Source organism: Paraburkholderia sp. SOS3, assembly GCF_001922345.1.
Lineage (GTDB): Bacteria > Pseudomonadota > Gammaproteobacteria > Burkholderiales > Burkholderiaceae > Paraburkholderia.
The window spans coordinates 1,001,034-1,019,018 of the sequence record NZ_CP018812.1; the positions used below are offsets into that span (position 1 = coordinate 1,001,034).

The 17,985-nt window shown below is 61.3% G+C and carries 16 protein-coding genes; 8 read left to right on the top strand and 8 right to left on the bottom strand.

Annotated features, from left to right (window positions below; genetic code table 11):
• Window positions 1–82 precede the first annotated feature (82 nt).
• A complete protein-coding gene (locus BTO02_RS24465; RefSeq protein ID WP_156883970.1) occupies window positions 83–1,348 on the top strand; it encodes a hypothetical protein in 1,266 nt (421 codons plus the stop codon).
• A gap of 86 nt (window positions 1,349–1,434) precedes the next feature.
• Window positions 1,435–3,252: a glutamine--fructose-6-phosphate transaminase (isomerizing) gene (gene glmS, locus BTO02_RS24470; RefSeq protein WP_075159777.1), complete on the top strand. Its 1,818-nt coding sequence runs from the start codon at window positions 1,435–1,437 to the stop codon at window positions 3,250–3,252.
• A gap of 4 nt (window positions 3,253–3,256) precedes the next feature.
• Here the strand turns inward: glmS and BTO02_RS24475 are convergent, their stop codons facing one another.
• Window positions 3,257–4,111 (bottom strand): hypothetical protein, encoded by an 855-nt coding sequence (locus tag BTO02_RS24475; protein ID WP_156883971.1) that lies wholly within the window; start codon window positions 4,109–4,111, stop codon window positions 3,257–3,259.
• 491 nt (window positions 4,112–4,602) lie between these two features.
• On the opposite strand from BTO02_RS24475, the gene BTO02_RS24480 reads away from it, so the two are divergent.
• From BTO02_RS24480 to BTO02_RS24490, 3 genes are all read left to right on the top strand, one after another.
• Complete coding sequence (locus BTO02_RS24480) at window positions 4,603–6,021, top strand: discoidin domain-containing protein (protein ID WP_156883972.1); 1,419 nt, start codon at window positions 4,603–4,605, stop codon at window positions 6,019–6,021.
• A gap of 482 nt (window positions 6,022–6,503) precedes the next feature.
• Window positions 6,504–6,788: a hypothetical protein gene (locus tag BTO02_RS24485; RefSeq protein ID WP_156883973.1), complete on the top strand. Its 285-nt coding sequence runs from the start codon at window positions 6,504–6,506 to the stop codon at window positions 6,786–6,788.
• Between the two features lie 58 nt (window positions 6,789–6,846).
• Window positions 6,847–7,119, top strand: a complete 273-nt coding sequence (locus BTO02_RS24490; RefSeq protein ID WP_075161341.1) for a DUF4148 domain-containing protein — start codon at window positions 6,847–6,849, stop codon at window positions 7,117–7,119.
• A gap of 95 nt (window positions 7,120–7,214) precedes the next feature.
• Here BTO02_RS24490 and BTO02_RS24495 read toward each other — a convergent pair whose 3' ends face one another.
• From BTO02_RS24495 to BTO02_RS24505, 3 genes are read right to left on the bottom strand one after another with little or no spacing between them, the layout of a single operon-like run.
• Window positions 7,215–7,706 carry a GAF domain-containing protein gene (locus tag BTO02_RS24495; RefSeq protein WP_075159781.1) on the bottom strand — a complete coding sequence of 164 codons (492 nt, stop codon included), beginning with the start codon at window positions 7,704–7,706 and terminating at the stop codon, window positions 7,215–7,217.
• Window positions 7,707–7,753: 47 nt separating this feature from the next.
• Complete coding sequence (locus BTO02_RS24500; protein WP_075159782.1) at window positions 7,754–9,199, bottom strand: aminotransferase-like domain-containing protein; 1,446 nt, start codon at window positions 9,197–9,199, stop codon at window positions 7,754–7,756.
• A gap of 39 nt (window positions 9,200–9,238) precedes the next feature.
• Window positions 9,239–10,759 carry an MFS transporter gene (locus BTO02_RS24505; RefSeq protein WP_075161342.1) on the bottom strand — a complete coding sequence of 507 codons (1,521 nt, stop codon included), beginning with the start codon at window positions 10,757–10,759 and terminating at the stop codon, window positions 9,239–9,241.
• A gap of 172 nt (window positions 10,760–10,931) precedes the next feature.
• Between BTO02_RS24505 and BTO02_RS24510 the strand changes: the two genes are divergently transcribed.
• Entirely contained in the window at window positions 10,932–11,816 is an 885-nt protein-coding gene (locus BTO02_RS24510; protein WP_075159783.1) for a LysR substrate-binding domain-containing protein, read from the top strand.
• Here the strand turns inward: BTO02_RS24510 and BTO02_RS24515 are convergent.
• Both BTO02_RS24515 and BTO02_RS24520 read right to left on the bottom strand, forming a co-directional pair.
• A complete protein-coding gene (locus BTO02_RS24515) occupies window positions 11,788–12,105 on the bottom strand; it encodes a hypothetical protein (protein ID WP_075159784.1) in 318 nt (105 codons plus the stop codon). The two genes, BTO02_RS24510 and BTO02_RS24515, sit on opposite strands and share 29 nt — an antisense overlap.
• Window positions 12,106–12,154: 49 nt before the next feature.
• The gene (locus tag BTO02_RS24520) at window positions 12,155–14,470 is read right to left on the bottom strand and encodes an FdhF/YdeP family oxidoreductase (RefSeq protein ID WP_232243661.1); all 2,316 of its coding nucleotides are present in this window, start codon (window positions 14,468–14,470) and stop codon (window positions 12,155–12,157) included.
• Between the two features lie 297 nt (window positions 14,471–14,767).
• On the opposite strand from BTO02_RS24520, the gene BTO02_RS24525 reads away from it, so the two are divergent.
• Together BTO02_RS24525 and BTO02_RS24530 are read left to right on the top strand one after the other, a co-directional pair.
• Entirely contained in the window at window positions 14,768–16,192 is a 1,425-nt protein-coding gene (locus BTO02_RS24525) for an aminotransferase-like domain-containing protein (protein WP_075159786.1), read from the top strand.
• Window positions 16,193–16,286: 94 nt separating this feature from the next.
• Entirely contained in the window at window positions 16,287–16,544 is a 258-nt protein-coding gene (locus tag BTO02_RS24530; protein WP_083615515.1) for a hypothetical protein, read from the top strand.
• Between the two features lie 113 nt (window positions 16,545–16,657).
• Here BTO02_RS24530 and BTO02_RS24535 read toward each other — a convergent pair whose 3' ends face one another.
• Both BTO02_RS24535 and BTO02_RS24540 read right to left on the bottom strand, forming a co-directional pair.
• A complete protein-coding gene (locus BTO02_RS24535; RefSeq protein ID WP_075159788.1) occupies window positions 16,658–17,107 on the bottom strand; it encodes an SRPBCC family protein in 450 nt (149 codons plus the stop codon).
• A 75-nt stretch (window positions 17,108–17,182) separates the two neighbouring features.
• On the bottom strand, window positions 17,183–17,518 hold the full coding sequence (locus BTO02_RS24540) for an ArsR/SmtB family transcription factor (RefSeq protein WP_075159789.1): 336 nt from the start codon (window positions 17,516–17,518) through the stop codon (window positions 17,183–17,185).
• Window positions 17,519–17,985 lie beyond the last annotated feature (467 nt).

Genomic DNA, 17,985 nt, shown 5'->3' on the forward strand with positions numbered 1-17,985 from the left:
CGCGATTCTAAAAGCACTAACAGGCATTGGCTTTTTGACGGTGGCCTTGCATGTGGCTACGGCGGGAATCGCTCAAGCGCGCGTGGCTACCACTGCAGTTGCGCCTGCGCCTGCGCCTGCGACTGCGACGCCCGACGCAAAGGCGACGGTGAAGCCGGTCGTTGCGGCCGCATCGAATTCGCTTATCGCGCCGGTCGGAGCGGTGATGGCAGTACCCGCGCCCGGCGTGCGCGACGAGCGCAGCTTCATGCACGGTATCGGCCAGGCCGATGCGGGTGACGGCAAGACCTGGGTGTTCTTCAGCAGTTCGGGCTTGCCGCCTCGCGGCGCGAATCGCGACGGCAACTGGCCGCACGACGTCTATGTCGCGCAATGGAATCCCGGCGATTCTCATTTGACTAATACGCGCACTTTCATCAAGCGGCCGGAAGCACAGGAGCCGGTATCGGTTGCGCAAAACACGAAGGGCACGATCTTCATCACGTTCGAAGACGGCTGGAACGCGCCGCGCAACGTGAGCCAGCGTTATGGCGTCTATTCGAAAGATCTCAAGCCGATCAAGCCTTACCCTAAAGACGTCGAGTCGGGCGGACATTCGGGGCATGTGGCCGCGGTTGGCGACCGGTTCGTCGTGTTCTATTCGGCTGACTGGGTGAACGGCGGCGGCGTCGACAATCTCGGCACCGGCGGCGGCGTCTACGCGAATGTCTACGACGGGCGCGGCCGCCTGTTGCGGCACGTCAACGTCGCGGCACATGTGCGCGAATGGTGGCCGGTGGTCGCGGGTTCGCCTACCCAGGCGCTACTCGTCTGGCAGAAGTACATACCGGGCAGCACAATCGCGTCGCTGCAATACGCGGTGCTCGATCCACGCACCGGCAAGCTGACGCGCACGGAAGACAGCGTCGATCCGTTCCGCGTGCAGTACTACGTCTATGCGGCCGCCTACATACCGGCGGTCGACCGGTTTGTGGTGCTCGCGACACTCGATAGCGGCCGCGCCGTGGCGTTTCTCGTCGACAGTAAAGGGCGCCGTACCGCCGAACTCGACTGTCTGCCCGCGCTCGTGCGTGAAAGCAGCGTGGCGGTGGAGGGCAGCACGGTCTTCGTGCCTACGCAGGATGGCCGGTTGATGACGCTTGGAGTCGACGGGGATCGCATCACGCTGCGCGGCACGCAGCGCGCGCCGTTTGCATGGGGCAATACAGGTGTGACCAGCATTGCAAGCGGCGATTCGGTGCATTTCGTATCGCTGTCCCCGGACGGCCTGCGCGAGGCGGATTTCAGCACGCAGAAACAAATCGCGGCGGGACCGGCCGACCGTTGTGTCGTGCGTGCCGCGCAATGACCGTTCAAGGTTCTTGTGGGTAAGGGAGTGAGCAATGCCATTCAGGCAATCGCATCAGAGAGAGAACAGTTTTAGCGGAGGTCATTATGTGTGGAATCGTGGCGGGAGTGACCCAGCGTAATATCGTGCCGATGTTGCTGGACGGTTTGAAGCGCCTCGAATACCGTGGCTATGACTCATGCGGGGTCGCGGTGCTTCAGCAAGGCGCGGCTCGGCGAGTACGCACGCTTTCCCGCGTACGGGCGCTCGAGACGGACGTCACAGCCGAAGCACTCGACGGTTCGACCGGCGTCGCGCATACGCGCTGGGCCACACACGGCGTGCCGGCGATCGACAATGCGCATCCGATTTTTTCGCGCGACCAGATCGCGGTCGTGCATAACGGCATCATCGAAAATTACGAGGAATTGCGCGAATCGTTGCGCGCGCAAGGATACGAGTTCAATAGCCAGACCGATACCGAGGTCATTGCTCACCTCGTGCATAGCCATTATTGCGGCGATCTGCTCGCAGCCGTCCACAACACGACGCGCCTGTTGCGCGGGGCATATGCGATTGCCGTTATCTGCCGCGACGAGCCGCGGCGCGTGATTGGTGCACGGCAAGGCTCGCCGCTCGTTGTCGGATTGGGCGACGATGGCGCCTTTCTTGCGTCCGATACGTTCGCGCTCGCCAGTTGCGCGCGTCGTTTTATCTATCTCGAAGACGGCGACATTGCCGATATAGTGCGCGGCGACGTACGCGTCATCGATCCGAACGGGCATGAAGTGTCGCGCGAAATCCGCGCAGTTGTCTCGAAGGAGGACGATGCGGAACTCGGCGGTTATCGTCACTACATGCAGAAGGAGATCTTCGAGCAGCCGCTCGCGGTCGCGCGAACGGCCGGACATGTCCATTCCCTCGATACCGAACCATTCGGTACCGTGGACCCCGAGATGTTGACGGGCGTCGAACGCGTGCTGATGCTCGGTTGCGGCACGAGCCACTATGCCGCGTTGACCGCACGCGGCTGGTTCGAGCGCCTCGCCGGCATCAGCGCCCATGCGGAGATATCGAGCGAGTTCCGCTATCGCGATCATGTGAAAGAGCGCGGCACGCTTGTCGTACCGATTTCGCAATCGGGCGAGACAGCCGATACGCTTGCCGCGCTGCGTTACGCGCAGTCGATGGGGGAAGCGCTGACGCTGACCATCTGCAACGTCGCGGCGAGCGCGATGGTCCGGCAAAGCCGATGGGCGTTTGTGACGCAGGCGGGACCGGAGATCGGCGTGGCATCGACGAAGGCGTTCACGACGCAGCTTGCCGCGCTATTTCTGCTCGCGCTAACGATCGGCCGGCGCCGCGGACGCATCGGCGACAACGAGGCGGTTGCCTGTTTGCGTCAGCTCGCGGGCCTGCCCGATGCGTTGCGCAGTGTACTCGCGCGCGAGCCGCAGATCATTGCATGGGCTGAGGAACTGCATCGAAAGGAGAATGCACTCTTTCTCGGACGCGGACTTCATTTCCCGATCGCGCTAGAAGGTGCGCTAAAGCTCAAGGAAATTTCGTATATCCATGCCGAAGGCTACCCGGCCGGCGAACTCAAGCATGGGCCGCTTGCGCTCGTTACCGATGCAATGCCTGTAATCGTCACGGCGCCAAACGACATCCTGCTTGACAAGCTGAAATCGAATATCGAGGAAGTGCGTGCGCGAGGCGGGCAGCTCTACGTGATCGCCGATGCCGATGCGCAATTCTCGATCTCGCCTGGCGTACGCGTGATCCGGATGCCTGCATACTACGGTCCGCTATCGCCGGTGCTACACGTGATTGCGTTCCAGTTGCTTGCTTATCATGTCGCTTGCCTGCGCGGCACCGATGTCGACAAGCCACGCAATCTCGCAAAATCGGTCACCGTCGAATGACGGGTTAGTGGTGCTGGTAAATGTTCGAGGGGTGCGGCGCCAACGTGGCGGTGGTTTCGCTGTCCCACTGCATTGGCTGATCGAAGTCTCGTTGCACGCGCCGCGGTCCGTTCGCGGCGCCGTGAAACGGGTCGACTGCCGGCGCTTTAGTTGCATATTTGCGTACGCAGCCGCGCTGAGTGGTGCTTGTGCACACGTCGGCTGCGCGCAAAGTTGGCTCGCGGCGCGCGGCCAACTGTGCGGCGCGCGCGCGTTGACGCGTCGTCGGAGCGGCTGTGTCAGTTTGTGTATTCGCTGTGGGCGCCGGTTGCGCGAAGGCTAGCGGAGCCATGTCCGACGAGGGTGGCGCTACCACTAACGTAGTCGAGGCCGGGATCTCGGGGTAGGCAGCGACATCGCCGGGCAACCAGGTCATTCCCACCACGCGAGGCATGCGCACCTCCACGCGGCGCATCCCGGAATTTCCCATTCCCGCAATTGCGACATACCCGCCAAACACAAGCGCAAATGCACTGAGCGCGACGCCCAAACCCATCCACGCGACCGCATTATTGTTCCGACCAATGAATTCCGAAGCGGACTCTGAAAAGGGGCCGTCGTCAAACGTATGATTTGTCCCCCCGGGCATTGCGAACGGGATCGGAATTGGTGTGACGATTATTTTATCAGCGCGATCGCTTTTATTTGACGTGCGGCGCCACGGCTCGCGGAGATCGACGCTTGTGGAGTCATCAGCGACATCGGAGCGTGCGCGATAAAGCAGGGTGCGATCGCGACGCCATAGACACCGGGAAGCAGAGGCGAGGTAAGCACGGATGTGAACGGACATTTTCACCTCATGTGCCTGCGTTTTTGTCACGTTTCACTCTAGCAGACAGAGGGTTTTTTTCACGACAAACATGCGATGTTTTGCGGGGTGTCCCCCATAAAAAATAAATAGGGATGCTACGTAAATGTTCCTCTTCGGACCTTATGTACGACGCGAGGTGAGGTCAAAATTTCAGAATAGACAAGCGCATTTTTCATTCCCGAGACTTTATTTTTACGATAACAGCGGGTATCCTCCAGGCTCATTTGTCTGTCATTAGGTTCGTTTCGCAGCCCTAGTAGCTGCTCGACGAAGCCTGCCACCGCGAAAGAAACGAACGTTCGACGTGCGGCTTTTACTCGGCACGCAGTCCTGAGTTTCTTCCATCGAGCTTCGCTACCTCAGCGAATTGGCTTTTTTCCTCGGCCCCGACCCGAGGTGGCGGAGCTTTTGTCCTTGAAAAAGGAAGAGGGACAGATTTACCGCGTCCGTGCCGTTTCGCTTAGAGCGGCCATTAATCATAGGAATACTAAGTTTTGAGAATGCCAACCCTCTCCCATCGTCTCGCTGCTGCTGGCTTTGCTCTCACGGCCCTTGCAGGCCACGTTCAGGCAGCTTGTGTCAACAGCCCCGCCTCGCAATCGAATTCGACTTTCCCTACCGCTCTCACGGGTAAGCTCGCATACCACAGCTATGTCAACTACGGCGACGGAACGAGCCAGATCTACATCTACGACTTTGCGGCGCATACTTTGACGCAGGTGTCAAAGGCATCGTGGGGGATCAAGGACCCGATGAATGCCGTGTTCAGCCCCGACGGAAAATGGCTTGTGTTCATGGGGGAGACCACCAACGCGTGGAACGTGTTCATGTGGCAGATCGGCTCGAACAGCGCGCCGATCAACATGACGAACAGCACGGGCCAGACTCGTAACGAAGATCCGAAATTCAGCAAGGACGGCAGCAAACTGTTTTTCAAGCAGAACGGCGACGTGATGGAAGCGACGTTGTCGTTTACGAGCGGCGGTCCGCAGTTTACGTCGGTGGTCAACATCACTAACACGGCGCCGGGTATCGAAAGCTCGATGCCGTTCCCGTCGCCCGATAACAGCGCGGTGTACTTCGCCACCGGCGTGGGCGCGGCCTCGAGCGTCTACAAGGAAACCATTGCGACGCATCAGAAGGTTGCATTCGATGCGCCGTCGGGCCTCGAGACCTACTACCCGATGGTGCGTGGCGATGGGACGGTGTTCTACGCGCGCTGGAACAGTGCGTCGGGCAAGGCCGATCAGATTTACACGAAAGTGAACCCAGGCGACGCGCCAAACCAGCTGTCGATCAACGACTGTAAGGGCAACAACTCGGATCCGGCCCCGGTCGACAACACGAACTATGTGTTCTTCTCGTCGACGACGCAAGGCGGCTACCAGCTGTACGTCGGCGACGTAAGCACCGGCAAGCGTTGGAACCTCGCTCAATTCGGCGTGAATTCGGACACGACGAAGGCCAAGCTCGGATCAAACTACTGGAGCGGCACGAGCACATTGACGCCGGGCAAGACGCTGCTCTCGCAAGGCAAGCCGGCTACCGCATCGTCGAGCTACAACTCGAGCCTGACCGCATCCAAGGCGTTCGACGGTAATACGGCGAATACCTCGCGTTGGGATTCGATCGAAGGGAACGCCGCGGGCACGCAGTGGATTACGGTCGATCTCGGCGGAGTGAAGACGATCACCAGCGTTGATATCTACTGGGATGCGGGTGCGAAGACGTATCAGATCCAGACATCGAACGACAACGCTAACTGGACAACGATCTACTCGACTTCGAGCGGCGTAGGTTCGGGGCACGTGTCGCTCGCGAACCTGAAGGGCAGCGGCCGCTATGTGCGCATGTACGGCACGCAGCGCGCGACGACGTGGGGCTACTCGATCGACGAAATGCAGGTCTGGGGTTCGTAAGCAGCGCTGATCCGCGCGCGTGGCCTCGTGCAAGCACGCACGCGATGCCTGCGCGCGCCTGCGAATCTGCAGGCAGCGTATGGCGACTGAATACAGGAGCCTGCCGGAGATGACAATCGCCTAAACCTGTAAAACGTGAGACGAACGAATTTCAAAAACGCACGCTCTCTTTTCATGCGCGTGCATACATCATTGCGTGTGCAACCGGTGTGCTGATCGCCGTCATGCAGAACGCGGCAACAGCATCGCGGCGTCTTTATTCCCGATTGAACGCGCCGTTCGCGATTTTTTCCGGATTGCAGGAGAACGTTTGTTGGTCTATCACGAAAGGACACCGGAACAGATAACAGCGTCGGAAGCGACAACACGGTGCACTGGCGAGCAAATAATTTTCGGACGCCGGAATAGTGATCAGGGTGGCGATGTTCATGCAGATGTGGACGCCGCTTATCCCACCCCTGATCACGAAAAGGAGTCTGAAAATGAAACTGCTTTCGATGCTGACGATGTCTGCTGCCGTCCTCGCTTCAACGACGATCTTCACCAGTGCTTTCGCGCAGGACAACATGCGCGCGGATGCCGGTCCGACTAGCCAGCAACAGGTAGTGCGCACTGACAACGCGCAACACACGGGCAGCGGCGAGGGCCCAGGCATGGCGGGCATAAGCCAAGGTGGCCATCGGGCGATGACGCCGAACGATACGTCCAGCAATCAGAAGCCATGTGTCGGTCCGGTGAGTTACTGCAACATCTACTTCGGTAGCTAAGACGAAGCGCTCTATTCCGGTTTTCGAAGACCTTTTGATCAATCAAGGAATTCAGATCATGAAGACGCTTATCTATCTGACGTTGGCAGCCGGTGCGATTGCCATACCCGCTTTGTCGTTCGCGCAATCGTCGGTGACTCGCGCTCAAGTGCAGGAGGAACTCGCGCAGCTCGAGCGCGCGGGTTACGATCCGTCGGCCGGTGAAAACGTGCACTACCCGGAGGATATTCTCGCCGCCGAGGCGAAGGTCGCCCAGCAAGGTGGTATGCGCGCGCCGCAGGTCGGCACGGTGAGCACGGGGACGACCGCAAGCCCGGGTGGCCAGGAGTGAAATGCGAAAAAAATGCTGTAGGCAGAGCGGGGCCAGTGTCGTCCCCGCTCCAGCGCGACTTATGAATTGAGCGGTTCGTTTCCATTGCTTTCTGCTTACCTGTCGATCGATTCGACGAATACCTTTGCCACAGCTTCGAGTCCCTGCCGGTCTTCGTCGTTGAAACGCGCGAGCACGGGGCTATCCAGATCCAATACGCCAAGCAGGTCACCGTTTCGTGTGACCAGCGGTATCACGATTTCCGATTGCGACGCCGCATCGCATGCGATGTGATCGGCGAACGCGTGCACATCCGCCACCACTTGCGTCTGTCGCGTCGCGGCGGCCGTGCCGCACACACCGCGCCCCACTGCGATGCGCACGCAGGCCGGTTTGCCCTGAAACGGACCGACGACCAATTCGCCGTCGACGAGAAAATAGAATCCTGCCCAGTTTAGTTGCGGCATCGTGTGATAAAGCAATGCGGCGAAATTCGCGGCATTGGCGACCTGATTCTCTTCTTCGGCTAGCAGTGCACGTGCCTGTTGTTCGAGTTCGGCATAGAACGTCGGTTTCGGCAGGTTGGCGGAAATGGTTCCTTCGAACATGGGAATCGTCTCTTCTAAAATGATGTAACGAACGGAAGGTCAGGATTTCAACGCCGCTCCACGGACGCAAGCGTCGGCGCCGGTACGCGTCGCACGAGTTCGCCGAGCACGCGCAGTGCATCGTCGATTTTCGCATTCCATGGGTGGCCGAAATTGAGCCGTATGCAATTTTCGAATGTGTGCGCCACGGAAAACATCGGCCCAGGCGCGACGCTGATGCCGCGTTCGATTGCGAGCCGATGCAATTCCATCGCGTCGATCGGCTCCGGAAATTCGAGCCATACGAAATAGCCGCCTTCGGGCCGCGTCCACTTTACGCCGGGCGGCATCCAGCGCCGGATCGCGGCATCCATGCTGGCGAGTTGTGCGAGCAGGGCCGAGCGCAGCTTGCGCAAATGCCGTTCATATCCGCCATGCTGCAGATAATCGGCAAGGCCTGCCTGCACGGGAATGCTCGACGAAAGAGTGGTCATCAGTTTGAGCTTTTGAACTTTGTCGGCGAATCTGCCTGCGGCGACCCAGCCGATCCGGTAACCGGGTGCGAGTGTCTTCGAGAACGAACTGCAGTGCATGACCTTGCCGCGCTTGTCGAATGCACGCGCGGGCAACGGATAATCGGCCTGAAAATGTAATTCACCATACACGTCGTCTTCGATCAGCGGAACGTCATGGCGATCGAGCAAGTCTACGAGCGCGCGCTTTTTCTCGACTGTCAAAGTGACGCCGGTTGGATTCTGGAAGTTCGTCATGAACCAGCACGCGCGAATCGGATAGCTTTTCAGCGCCTGCGCGAGTGCGTCGAGGTCGCGCCCGCTGCGTGGGTCGACGGGAATTTCGACGGCACGCAGATCGAGCCGTTCGATGGCCTGCAGCGCCGCGTAGAATCCCGGCGATTCGATCGCCACGACGTCGCCCGGGCGTGTGACGGCCATCAGACATAGGTTCAGCGCCTCGAGGGCGCCATTCGTGACGACAAGCTCGTCCGCGGGCTGCGCGATGCCCATGCCGAGGTAGCGCAGCGCGATCTGGCTACGCAGCGCCTCATTGCCCGGCGGAAGATCGGCGACGGTGCTCCATGGGCTCACGAAACGCGCCGATTGGCCAAGCGACCTGGCGAGGCGCTGCAGCGGAAACAGAAGCGGCGACGGAAACGCGGAGCCGAGCGGCACGATGTCGGGGTGCCTGGCCGCTTCGAGTACCGAGAAGACCAGATTGCTGATGTCGACTTTCGCCGGCTCGGCCGGCGCCGTGGCGGGCTGCTGCCCGAGGCTTCGCGCGACCGCCGCTCCGGGTGCGACGTAGTAGCCGGAGCGTTCCTGCGCGCGTATCAGCCCCCACTCTTCGAGCAGATAGTACGCGCGAAAAACCGTCGACTGGCTGACGCCGTGCTGCGCGATAACCTGGCGCAAAGAAGGCATGCGCGCGCCAACCTTGATGCTCCCCGAGCGAATCTCCGCCGCCATCGTATTGGCGAGAACTTCATATCTTGTCATCGCGATTGTCGTCGTGAGCGCGCGGATGCGCGCGCGACATTATCGCGCGCCGTGTCGCATCGAGCAGAACACAATGATGGCGGCCGCGAGCGCGACCACTGCCGCGGCCGCGAACGCGTTGCCGAAGCCCGCGCCGTAGCCGGCGTGCGCGAGATGGGCGACGCTTTGCACGACTGATTGCGGATACAACCGGGTTGCGCGCTCAAAGTCGCCCGCGACGATACGGTCGACGAAACCAGGCGCGACCGGCACGTTCGCGTCGGCGAGATTGCGCAACACCGCGCCGTGTACGCTAACGGCGAGCACGGCGCCGAGGCCCGAAAAGCCCAGCAGAATCCCCGAGAAGCGCGAGGTGGTGCTGATGCCCGATGCCATGCCTGCCCGGTCGCGCGGGACGGTGCCCATGATGGCCTTTTGCGTTTCGCCGTTCAGCAGACCGCCGCCACTGCCGAGCAGCGCCATGCCTGCGAGCAGCACCGCGAAGCCTTCCGAGTGCGCGGCGATGCTCATCACCGCGTTGCCGATGCCTACCACGAAGAGGCCGAGCGTGAGGATCTGATACGACGCCAGAACTTTACCGAGCCGACGGCCCACCATCGGCAGGAATAGCATCGCGAGTGCGAACGGCAACATGCCGACACCCGCGTCGAGTGCGCTTTCGCCGCGCGCATTCTGCAGAAAGAGCGGCAACAGCGAAGCCATGACCTGCGCACAGGCCGCATAAGCGAACATCGCGACGATCGCACCGACAAACGGCCAGGCGCGAAATAGCGTGAAATCGAGCATCGGATGCGCGCGGCGGCGCTCGACGATCGCGAAAAGCGCGAACAGGCCCGCGCCGGCGAGTCCGAGCAGCACGACCGCTTCGCTGGTCCAGCCGCGCTCGGGTCCGAGAATCAGTGCCCACGTGAAGCCGAACATCGCGGATGCGAACAGTCCAATGCCGGGAAAATCGAGCGTGCGCGGCGTCGGGTCGCGCGATTCCTCGACGATTCTCAACACCGCGATTGCGAGTACGGCGCAGATCGGCACATTGATGTCGAACGCCCAGCGCCAGCCCAGGTATGCATTGATCGTGCCGCCGATCAGCGGCGAGACGACCATCGTCAGCCCCATAATGCCGCCCCAGATGGCCCATGCCCGCGCGCGTTCGCTTTCGCCGTGGAATGCGTGGCCGATGATCGCAAGCGCCGGCGCAAGCTGAAACGCGGCGCCGACCCCTTGCAGCGCCCGCGCGACATAAAGCGCCTGCGCGGTAGGGGCCATGCCGCATGCGAGCGACGAGAGCGCGAACAACGTGATGCCGACGATGAACACGCGCTTGCGACCGAAACGGTCGGCAATCGAGCCGGCCGGCAGCAGCAACGACGCGAAGCACAGCACGTAGGCGCTGATCACCCATTCGATATCGGCAAATGACGCGTTGAGCTCGCGTGCGACGGTCGGCAGCACGATGCCGACTACGTTCGTGTCGAGCACGGTCATCGCGCAGCCCAACGAAGCGGTCAGCAGCAAAGGGGTATTGCGCGACATCGTCTGCGCGGCGGGAATCGAGCTCATCGGAGGCCTTTTGCCTTTTTCGGTGCGGCCGCGAGGCATGGCGACGCACAAGTTGAACAAGCCGCGCGGGTAGCGGCCCGATCGTCATTGAACCAGTCCTCGCGGTTGAGCGCATTATCGGTGTTTGCAAATATAATTAGCTGGTACCTAATAGAGCACGTCGAATAAAGCCATGGAGCTAAGACATCTTCGCTATTTCATCGCGGTCGCGGAGCAACTGCATTTCGGTCAGGCTGCCGAGATGCTCGGCATCGCGCCGCCCACGCTCACGGTGCAAATCCAGCAGATCGAGCGCACGCTCGACGCACAGCTTTTCACGCGCACGAAGCGCTCGGTCGCGTTGACGCAGGCAGGCGAGGCGTTCCTTGTCGAAGCGCGCGTGGCGCTCGAGCAGTTCGAGCGTGCGGTCAACATCGGACGCCGAGCAGGGCGGGGCGAGCTTGGGCGCGTCAATCTCGGTTTCGTCGGCTCGGCGGCGTTTAGCGGCGTGCTGCAGCAGCAGGTACGCTCGTTTCGTGAGGCGCGTCCGCATGTGTTCATCGACACGCATGAGTTTCCGATGGACGAATTGCCGGCGCTGCTCGAAGACGGTCGAGTGGACATCGCGTTCGTGCGCATGCCGGTCGAGCTGTCCACGTCACTACGCGCGCATGTCTTGTTGCGCGACCGGTTTTGCGCGGCGCTGCCGGCTGAGCATCCGCTTGCGCAAGCGGATGTGCCGATCCGCTCGCGCATGCTTGCCGGCGAACAGTTCGTCGTGCCTGAGCAGCGCGAGGGCACGTTCGAGGTCGGGCGTCGTGGCCGGTTCAGCCCGCAAATCGTCACGGCGCCCGGCGGGCTTGTATCGGTGCTGGCCGACGTTTCGCTCGGCGTGGGCGTCGCGATCGTGCCGAACGTGCTGACGAAAGCGGTCGAGGTCCCGAATGTCGCTTACAGGGAGATTGCCGGCGGCCCCATCCCATCGGAAGTGGCCGCGGTGTTTCGCCGCTTCGAGCGCGCACCCGCTGTGAAAAGCCTCATCGATCAGATTACGCGGACGCCGGCGCAAGCTGCATGATCCCGCGTCGCGCGCCATGGCCGGGCGCGATGGCGGGGCGCGCGGTTTGCGTCCGCAGTTGCGTCTGCTGCAATGTCAGCTGGTATCCGCGGTCAGCTGTCAGTTCCGCCGGCAATTCCTCACCGCATTGTTCGAGCAGCGACCGTTCGAAGCTGCGTGTCAGCGCGTTGAGCGGCAGATTGTCGGGCAACTTGCCAAACGGTTCGGCGACTTCGCTTGCGATGCGATATGCGATATGCGAGGTGCGAAAGCTGCGCGCCGGCTGAAACCGGCATGGATAGTTGGGCACGCAACCAAACGTTGCGCGTGGTCGTTCCGGTCAACCGCGTTGCCGGATGCTACGCCGCGTGTCGATGCAGCAGCACCGGAATCGACTTCGACGTCGGCGTATTGCTCACGTCGCCTACGCTATGCAGCGGCACGAGCGGATTCGTTTCCGGGTAGTACGCACCGATGCAGCCGCGCGGAATGTCGTATTCGACGAGCCGGAAGCCATCCGCGCGCCGCTCGATACCGTCTTCCCAGACGGTTTCCATATCGACCCATTCGCCATCAGCGAAGCCCAGCATCTTCAGGTCGTCGGCGTTTATGAACACCACGCGACGCTGGCCGTACACGCCGCGATAGCGATCGTCGAGCGCGTAGATGGTGGTGTTGTACTGGTCGTGCGAGCGCGTCGTCATCAGCGTCATCACGCGTTCGCCGTGCAGCGCGCGGGCGCGCCTGATCGGCGTGTCGCGCTCGACCGTGTGAACGATGAACTGCGCCTTGCCCGATGGCGTGAGCCAGATCCGCTCGCTCGACGCGACGCGCAGGCGAAAACCGCCGGGGTGCTTGATCCGCTCGTCGTAGCCGTCGAAGCCCTCGATACTTCTTTCGACGGCGTCGCGAATGCGCGAGTAATCTTCGGCGTACCAGAGCCACGGCACTTTCTTGCTGCCGAGCGTTGCGTTCGCAATGCCGGCGACAATCGCTATTTCCGATTGCAGGTTCTTCGACGCCGGAATATTCATTCCGTACGACACGTGCACCATCGACATCGAATCTTCAACCGTGACGCCTTGCGAATAGCCGCCCTGCACGTCGATTTCGGTGCGGCCAAGCGTCGGCAGAATCAGCGCATCCTTGCCATGCACGAGGTGGCTGCGGTTCAGCTTCGTCGTGATGTGCACGGTCAGGTCGCACATACGCAGTGCTTCGAACGTGCGCGGCGTGTCCGGCGTTGCGATCGAGAAATTGCCGCCGAGGCCGATCAGCACTTTGACCTTGCCTTCGAGCATTTCAGCGATCGTTTCGACGACGTCGAGGCCGTGCTCGCGCGGCGGCTCGAAGTCGAACGCTTTGCCGAGCCGGTCGAGGAACGCCTGCGTCGGCTTATCCTCGATGCCGACGGTGCGGTTGCCCTGTACGTTCGAATGGCCACGCACCGGGCAGAGTCCCGCACCTTCGCGGCCGATATTGCCGCGCATCATCATCAGGTTCGACAGCATGTGAATCGTCGCGACCGAGTTCTTATGCTGCGTGAGGCCCATGCCCCAGCAGGAAATCACGCGGCGGCCCTTTGCGTAGATTTGCGCGAGCGATTCGATTTCGTCGAACGGCAGCCCGGCTTCCTCGACGAGCAGGTCCCACGATTCGGCACGCAGATCGTCGGCGAACGCGGCGAAATTGCTGGTGTGCGCATCGATGAATTCGACGTCGAGCACGCGCTCGGCGCCGGCCGCTTGCGCCGCATCGTCCATTTCGACGAGCCGTTTCGCAACGCCTTTCAACAGCGCGAAGTCGCCGCCGAGCTTCGGCCGGATAAACGTCGAAGCGATCTTCGTACTGCCGCCGGTCAGCATTTCGATCGGGTGTTGCGGGCTGGCGAAGCGTTCGAGGCCGCGCTCGCGCAGCGGGTTGATCGATACGATCGTCGCGCCGCGCCTCGCGCACTCGCGCAGTTCGCCGAGCATGCGCGGGTGATTCGTCGCCGGGTTCTGACCGAACACGAGAATCGTGTCTGCGTGCTCGAAGTCGTCGAGCACGACCGTGCCTTTGCCGACGCCGACCGTGCCCGGCAAGCCGCGGCTCGTCGCTTCGTGGCACATGTTCGAGCAGTCGGGAAAGTTGTTCGTGCCGTACATGCGCACGAACAGCTGATACAGAAACGCAGCTTCGTTGCTGGCGCGGCCCGACGTATAGAACGCGGCCTGATTCGGGCTGTCGAGTCGACTCAGATGGCGCGCGATCAACTGATAGGCATCGTCCCAGCCGATGGGCTTGTATTTATCGCTGACGGAGTCGTAGATCATCGGATCGGTGAGGCGGCCGTGCTGCTCGAGCTCGTAGTCGCTTTGTTCCATCAGATCGGCGACCGTGTGCGCTTCGAAAAACGCAGGCGTGACGCGCTTGCCTGTCGCTTCCGCGGCAACCGCTTTAACGCCGTTTTCACAGAACTCGAAAGTCGATGCCTTCTCGCGATCTGGCCATGCGCATCCCGGGCAGTCGAATCCATCCGGCTGGTTCTGGCGGAACAGGGTCCGGTAGTTGGTGCCGGATACCTTTTCCTTGATCAGATTCAGGGCGACGTACTTCAGCGCACCCCATCCCGCTGCTGCGTGTTTATAAGGCTCGATGCGTCCTTGCTGCTTCAGTTCTTTGACTTCTTCCACGACGTTCACTCCACGATGCATTCGACTGCGACCGCTGCTGCGTCGATTTGCGCCTTGTATTCACGCGGCCTTCGACGTAATGCGGTCTATGCGATGCATGGTAGGGCTGCGCAAGCGCCGCGGGCAGACACACAACGCGCGACTGCGGAAGAGTACAGTTGGGTTTATGCTGCACGCGAAAGGTGCACAGTGCTCGTGGAGGCCAATGCGCGAGCGATGGCAAAATGCGGCTCGTTGTCCCGCGCCGCGCGATGAGCGCGGCGAGCGGGGCGCGTCCGCGACCGGGGAGAAAGGGCGTTGAAACTGTATGAGAAGCTTGCCGACGACATCGAGGCTCTCGTCACGCAGGGTGTTTACCGACCCGGCGAGAAGATTCCTTCGGTGCGCCGCACGAGCCAGCATCATCGATTGAGCATCACCACCGTGCTGCGCGCCTATGCGTTGCTCGAAAGCCGCGGGGTGATCGAAAGCCGCCCGCAATCCGGTTACATCGTGCGGCCGCAGGGGCCGGCCGTTGCGGCCGAGCTTGCGCCGTCTAAGCCTCTGGCCATTTCCGCGTCGGTCGACGTAAGCCGGCTCGTGCTGTCCACGCTGCGCTCGATCCGCAGCGACGAAGCAGTGCCGCTCGGCTCGCCGTATCCGGATCCGTCCGCATTTCCGTATCAGCGGATCAACCAGTATGCGAACGCGATTGCGCGGCGCCCCGGCTTGTGGCATGGCTCCGAAGAACTGCCGCCAGGCGCGCGGCCGCTGATCGGGCAGATCGCGAAACGCTATCTGGAGAATGGACTCACGATCGATCCGAACGAGATCGTGATTACTGTCGGCGCGACCGAAGCAATCAATCTGTGCTTGCAGGCGGTGGCGAAGCCCGGCGACGTGATCGCGGTCGAATCGCCGACCTTTTACGCGATGCTGCACGCGATCGAACGCATGGGCATGCGTGCGATCGAGGTCGCGACGCATCCGCGCGAAGGCATCGATCTCGGCGCGCTCGCGCAGATTCTGAAATCGCAGAAGATCGGCGCGTGCATGGTGATGCCGAATTTCCAGAATCCGCTTGGTTTTCAGATGCCCGACGACAAGAAACGCGAACTCGTCGAACTGCTCGCGCGATACGATGTGCCGGCGATCGAAAACGACGTCTATCACGAGCTGTATTACGGGCACTCGCACCCGACGGCGCTCAAGTCCTTCGACGAAAAAGGCCTCGTGCTGCATTGCGCGTCGTTTTCGAAGAGCCTGTCGGCGATGTACCGGATCGGCTGGGCGATCACCGGGCGCTATCGGGAGCAGGTCGAAAAGCTCAAGTTCCTCAATACGCTGACGACGCCGTCGATTCCGCAGCTCGCCATTGCCGAGTATCTGAAGAACGACGGCTACGACCATCATCTGCGCAAGCTGCGTAAAGCGTACGCGCAGCAGGCGAATCTGATGAAGGCGATGGTCAAGCGCTTCTTTCCGGAAGGCACGAAGATGTCGGAGCCGGTCGGCGGTTATGTGCTGTGGGTCGAGTTGCCGGCCGAGGTCGATTCGATGCGGCTCTATCAGCTCGCGCTCGCGAACGGAATCACGGTCGGACCCGGCTATATGTTTTCGACGACGCCGAGCTATCGGAACTTTATCCGGCTCAATTACAGTTATCCGTGGAATGAGCACGTCGAAAAGGCGGTAATTACGCTGGGCAAGCTTGTTGTGTCGTGTATGCGGTCGGCGGCTTAGGCGTCGCGATTCTACAAAGCATGGGAGAGCAACGATGAATGGGATTGGAGACGACTCGCCACACGAGCCGCGAGAAACCGAAGGCGCGCCCGATATGACCGATCCCCAGGTACAGCTCGTCGTGGTGCTCGGTGAATTATGGGGCGCGCGCAACGAGTCGCCGGGCAAGCCGTGCTCGCTCGCGAAGCTCAGCAAGCGTGCACAGTTGCCGATGAGTACGTTGCGGCGTTTGTTGACTGAGTTGACGGCGGCGGAGCTTGTCGACGTTGAAATGCGGCCTGATGGGACGGGGTCGGTTGCGTTGACGGAGCAGGGTACACAGGTATGTGCCGATCTGTTTAGCGGCTCGTGATGCCTGGACCTGCCGCTTGCCGCTCGCATCGCGCGCGTTTCGCACGCTTGATCGCCTGGCCGCCGACGACGGACATCCGCACCGTTGGATAACGCTTCTTCGCGCGTGCGCGCTCAGATGTCCTTTGTGGGTAGCACCACATGGCCGGTCTCCAGCAGCGACTTGAGATTCGACAGGATGCGCGGCCAGCCGCCCGATATCGCGCGAATAAAGTTCGAATCGTCTTTTTCGATCGAATGGGTGATCGTCAGTTTTGCCGCCTCGCCGGACGTTTCGATTTCCATCACGCACAGCGAATAGCCTTCGGCCTTCAATTCCGGCCTGAATTCGTTGCGCCAGCGGATCGCGAGCCGTTTCGGCGGCGTGCTTTCGACGATCTCTCCCATATCGGCAACGCGCCCGTCTGGGAACATCATTCGCCACGATGAGCCGGTTTGCCAGTCGGATTCGCAATGCATGCCGAACCAGTATTGCCGCATGAAATCGGCGCTGGTCAGCGCCGACCAGAGCTTGTCCGCCGACGTGCGGATATACGTGACATAGACGAACGTGCTGCTTTCCATGTTAGCCCTCCAGACATCGCGTTGCACCGCGGTTGATGTGCGAGGCTGCGGCGTGCATGGTTGTGCCGCGGCGTGTCAGCCGGCGGGTTCGCCTTCGTCCGGCTGCTCGAGTTCCTGCTTGAGTTCCGATAGCGCCGCGAGACGCGGTCGCTCGAACTTGCCGATCCAGCGCTCGGCGATCTCATTGATCGGCACCGGGTTCAGAAAGTGCATCTTTTCGCGGCCCTGGCGACGGGTCGATACGAGGTTCGCGTGTTCGAGCTGCGCGAGGTGCTTCGCGACGGCCTGGCGCGTCATGGCGAGCCCTTCGCAGAGCTGCACCAGCGTCTGGCCGTTGCGTTGATGAAGCCGGTCGAGCAGCAGGCGGCGGCTCGCGTCGGCAAGGGCGCGAAAAACGGCGTCGTCGTCCATGTCGATAATAGGCAACTGTTTGGTTGCATGTCAAGGAGGATTATAGCCCGTGAGCCAGTGCTCAAGCGCGCGTGGTTAAATGATTTCCAGTTCGACCGCGGACGTCGATGCGTTCGCCGACGCGGTTCGGGGCATGCGTGGAGACGGAATGCACATACGAAGTCCTACTGCTTGCGTACTGATGGAGGGCGCCGGATCTACAGGCGGCATGTGCGCCGCGCGGCATTGGGTCTTCGCAGACCGAACGCGTGGCTGGGCCGATGATAGGCCTTAATGCACCGGTTACGGCTATCTGCGGCTTGCCAGTTTCTTGCACGAAACTGGCCTATGCGAATGCGCGACGTAGCGGGCGAAACGCCGGTGCAGCGAGGCAACGGCGCTCGTGCGCAACCAGCGCACGAGTTCCGTGCCGACCTTCCGGTAGTGTTCGCCGAGGCATGTTTTGCAGGCAGACGCGAGTGCCATAA

Bases quoted from the DNA above. Each gene is read 5' to 3' on its own strand.
- glmS (WP_075159777.1), top strand. From the start codon at position 1,435: ATGTGTGGAATCGTGGCGGGAGTGACCCAGCGTAATATCGTGCCGATG.
- BTO02_RS24480 (WP_156883972.1), top strand. From the start codon at position 4,603: ATGCCAACCCTCTCCCATCGTCTCGCTGCTGCTGGCTTTGCTCTCACG.
- BTO02_RS24485 (WP_156883973.1), top strand. From the start codon at position 6,504: ATGAAACTGCTTTCGATGCTGACGATGTCTGCTGCCGTCCTCGCTTCA.
- BTO02_RS24490 (WP_075161341.1), top strand. From the start codon at position 6,847: ATGAAGACGCTTATCTATCTGACGTTGGCAGCCGGTGCGATTGCCATA.
- BTO02_RS24495 (WP_075159781.1), bottom strand. From the start codon at position 7,706: ATGTTCGAAGGAACCATTTCCGCCAACCTGCCGAAACCGACGTTCTAT.
- BTO02_RS24500 (WP_075159782.1), bottom strand. From the start codon at position 9,199: ATGACAAGATATGAAGTTCTCGCCAATACGATGGCGGCGGAGATTCGC.
- BTO02_RS24505 (WP_075161342.1), bottom strand. From the start codon at position 10,759: ATGAGCTCGATTCCCGCCGCGCAGACGATGTCGCGCAATACCCCTTTG.
- BTO02_RS24510 (WP_075159783.1), top strand. From the start codon at position 10,932: ATGGAGCTAAGACATCTTCGCTATTTCATCGCGGTCGCGGAGCAACTG.
- BTO02_RS24530 (WP_083615515.1), top strand. From the start codon at position 16,287: ATGACCGATCCCCAGGTACAGCTCGTCGTGGTGCTCGGTGAATTATGG.
- BTO02_RS24535 (WP_075159788.1), bottom strand. From the start codon at position 17,107: ATGGAAAGCAGCACGTTCGTCTATGTCACGTATATCCGCACGTCGGCG.
- BTO02_RS24540 (WP_075159789.1), bottom strand. From the start codon at position 17,518: ATGGACGACGACGCCGTTTTTCGCGCCCTTGCCGACGCGAGCCGCCGC.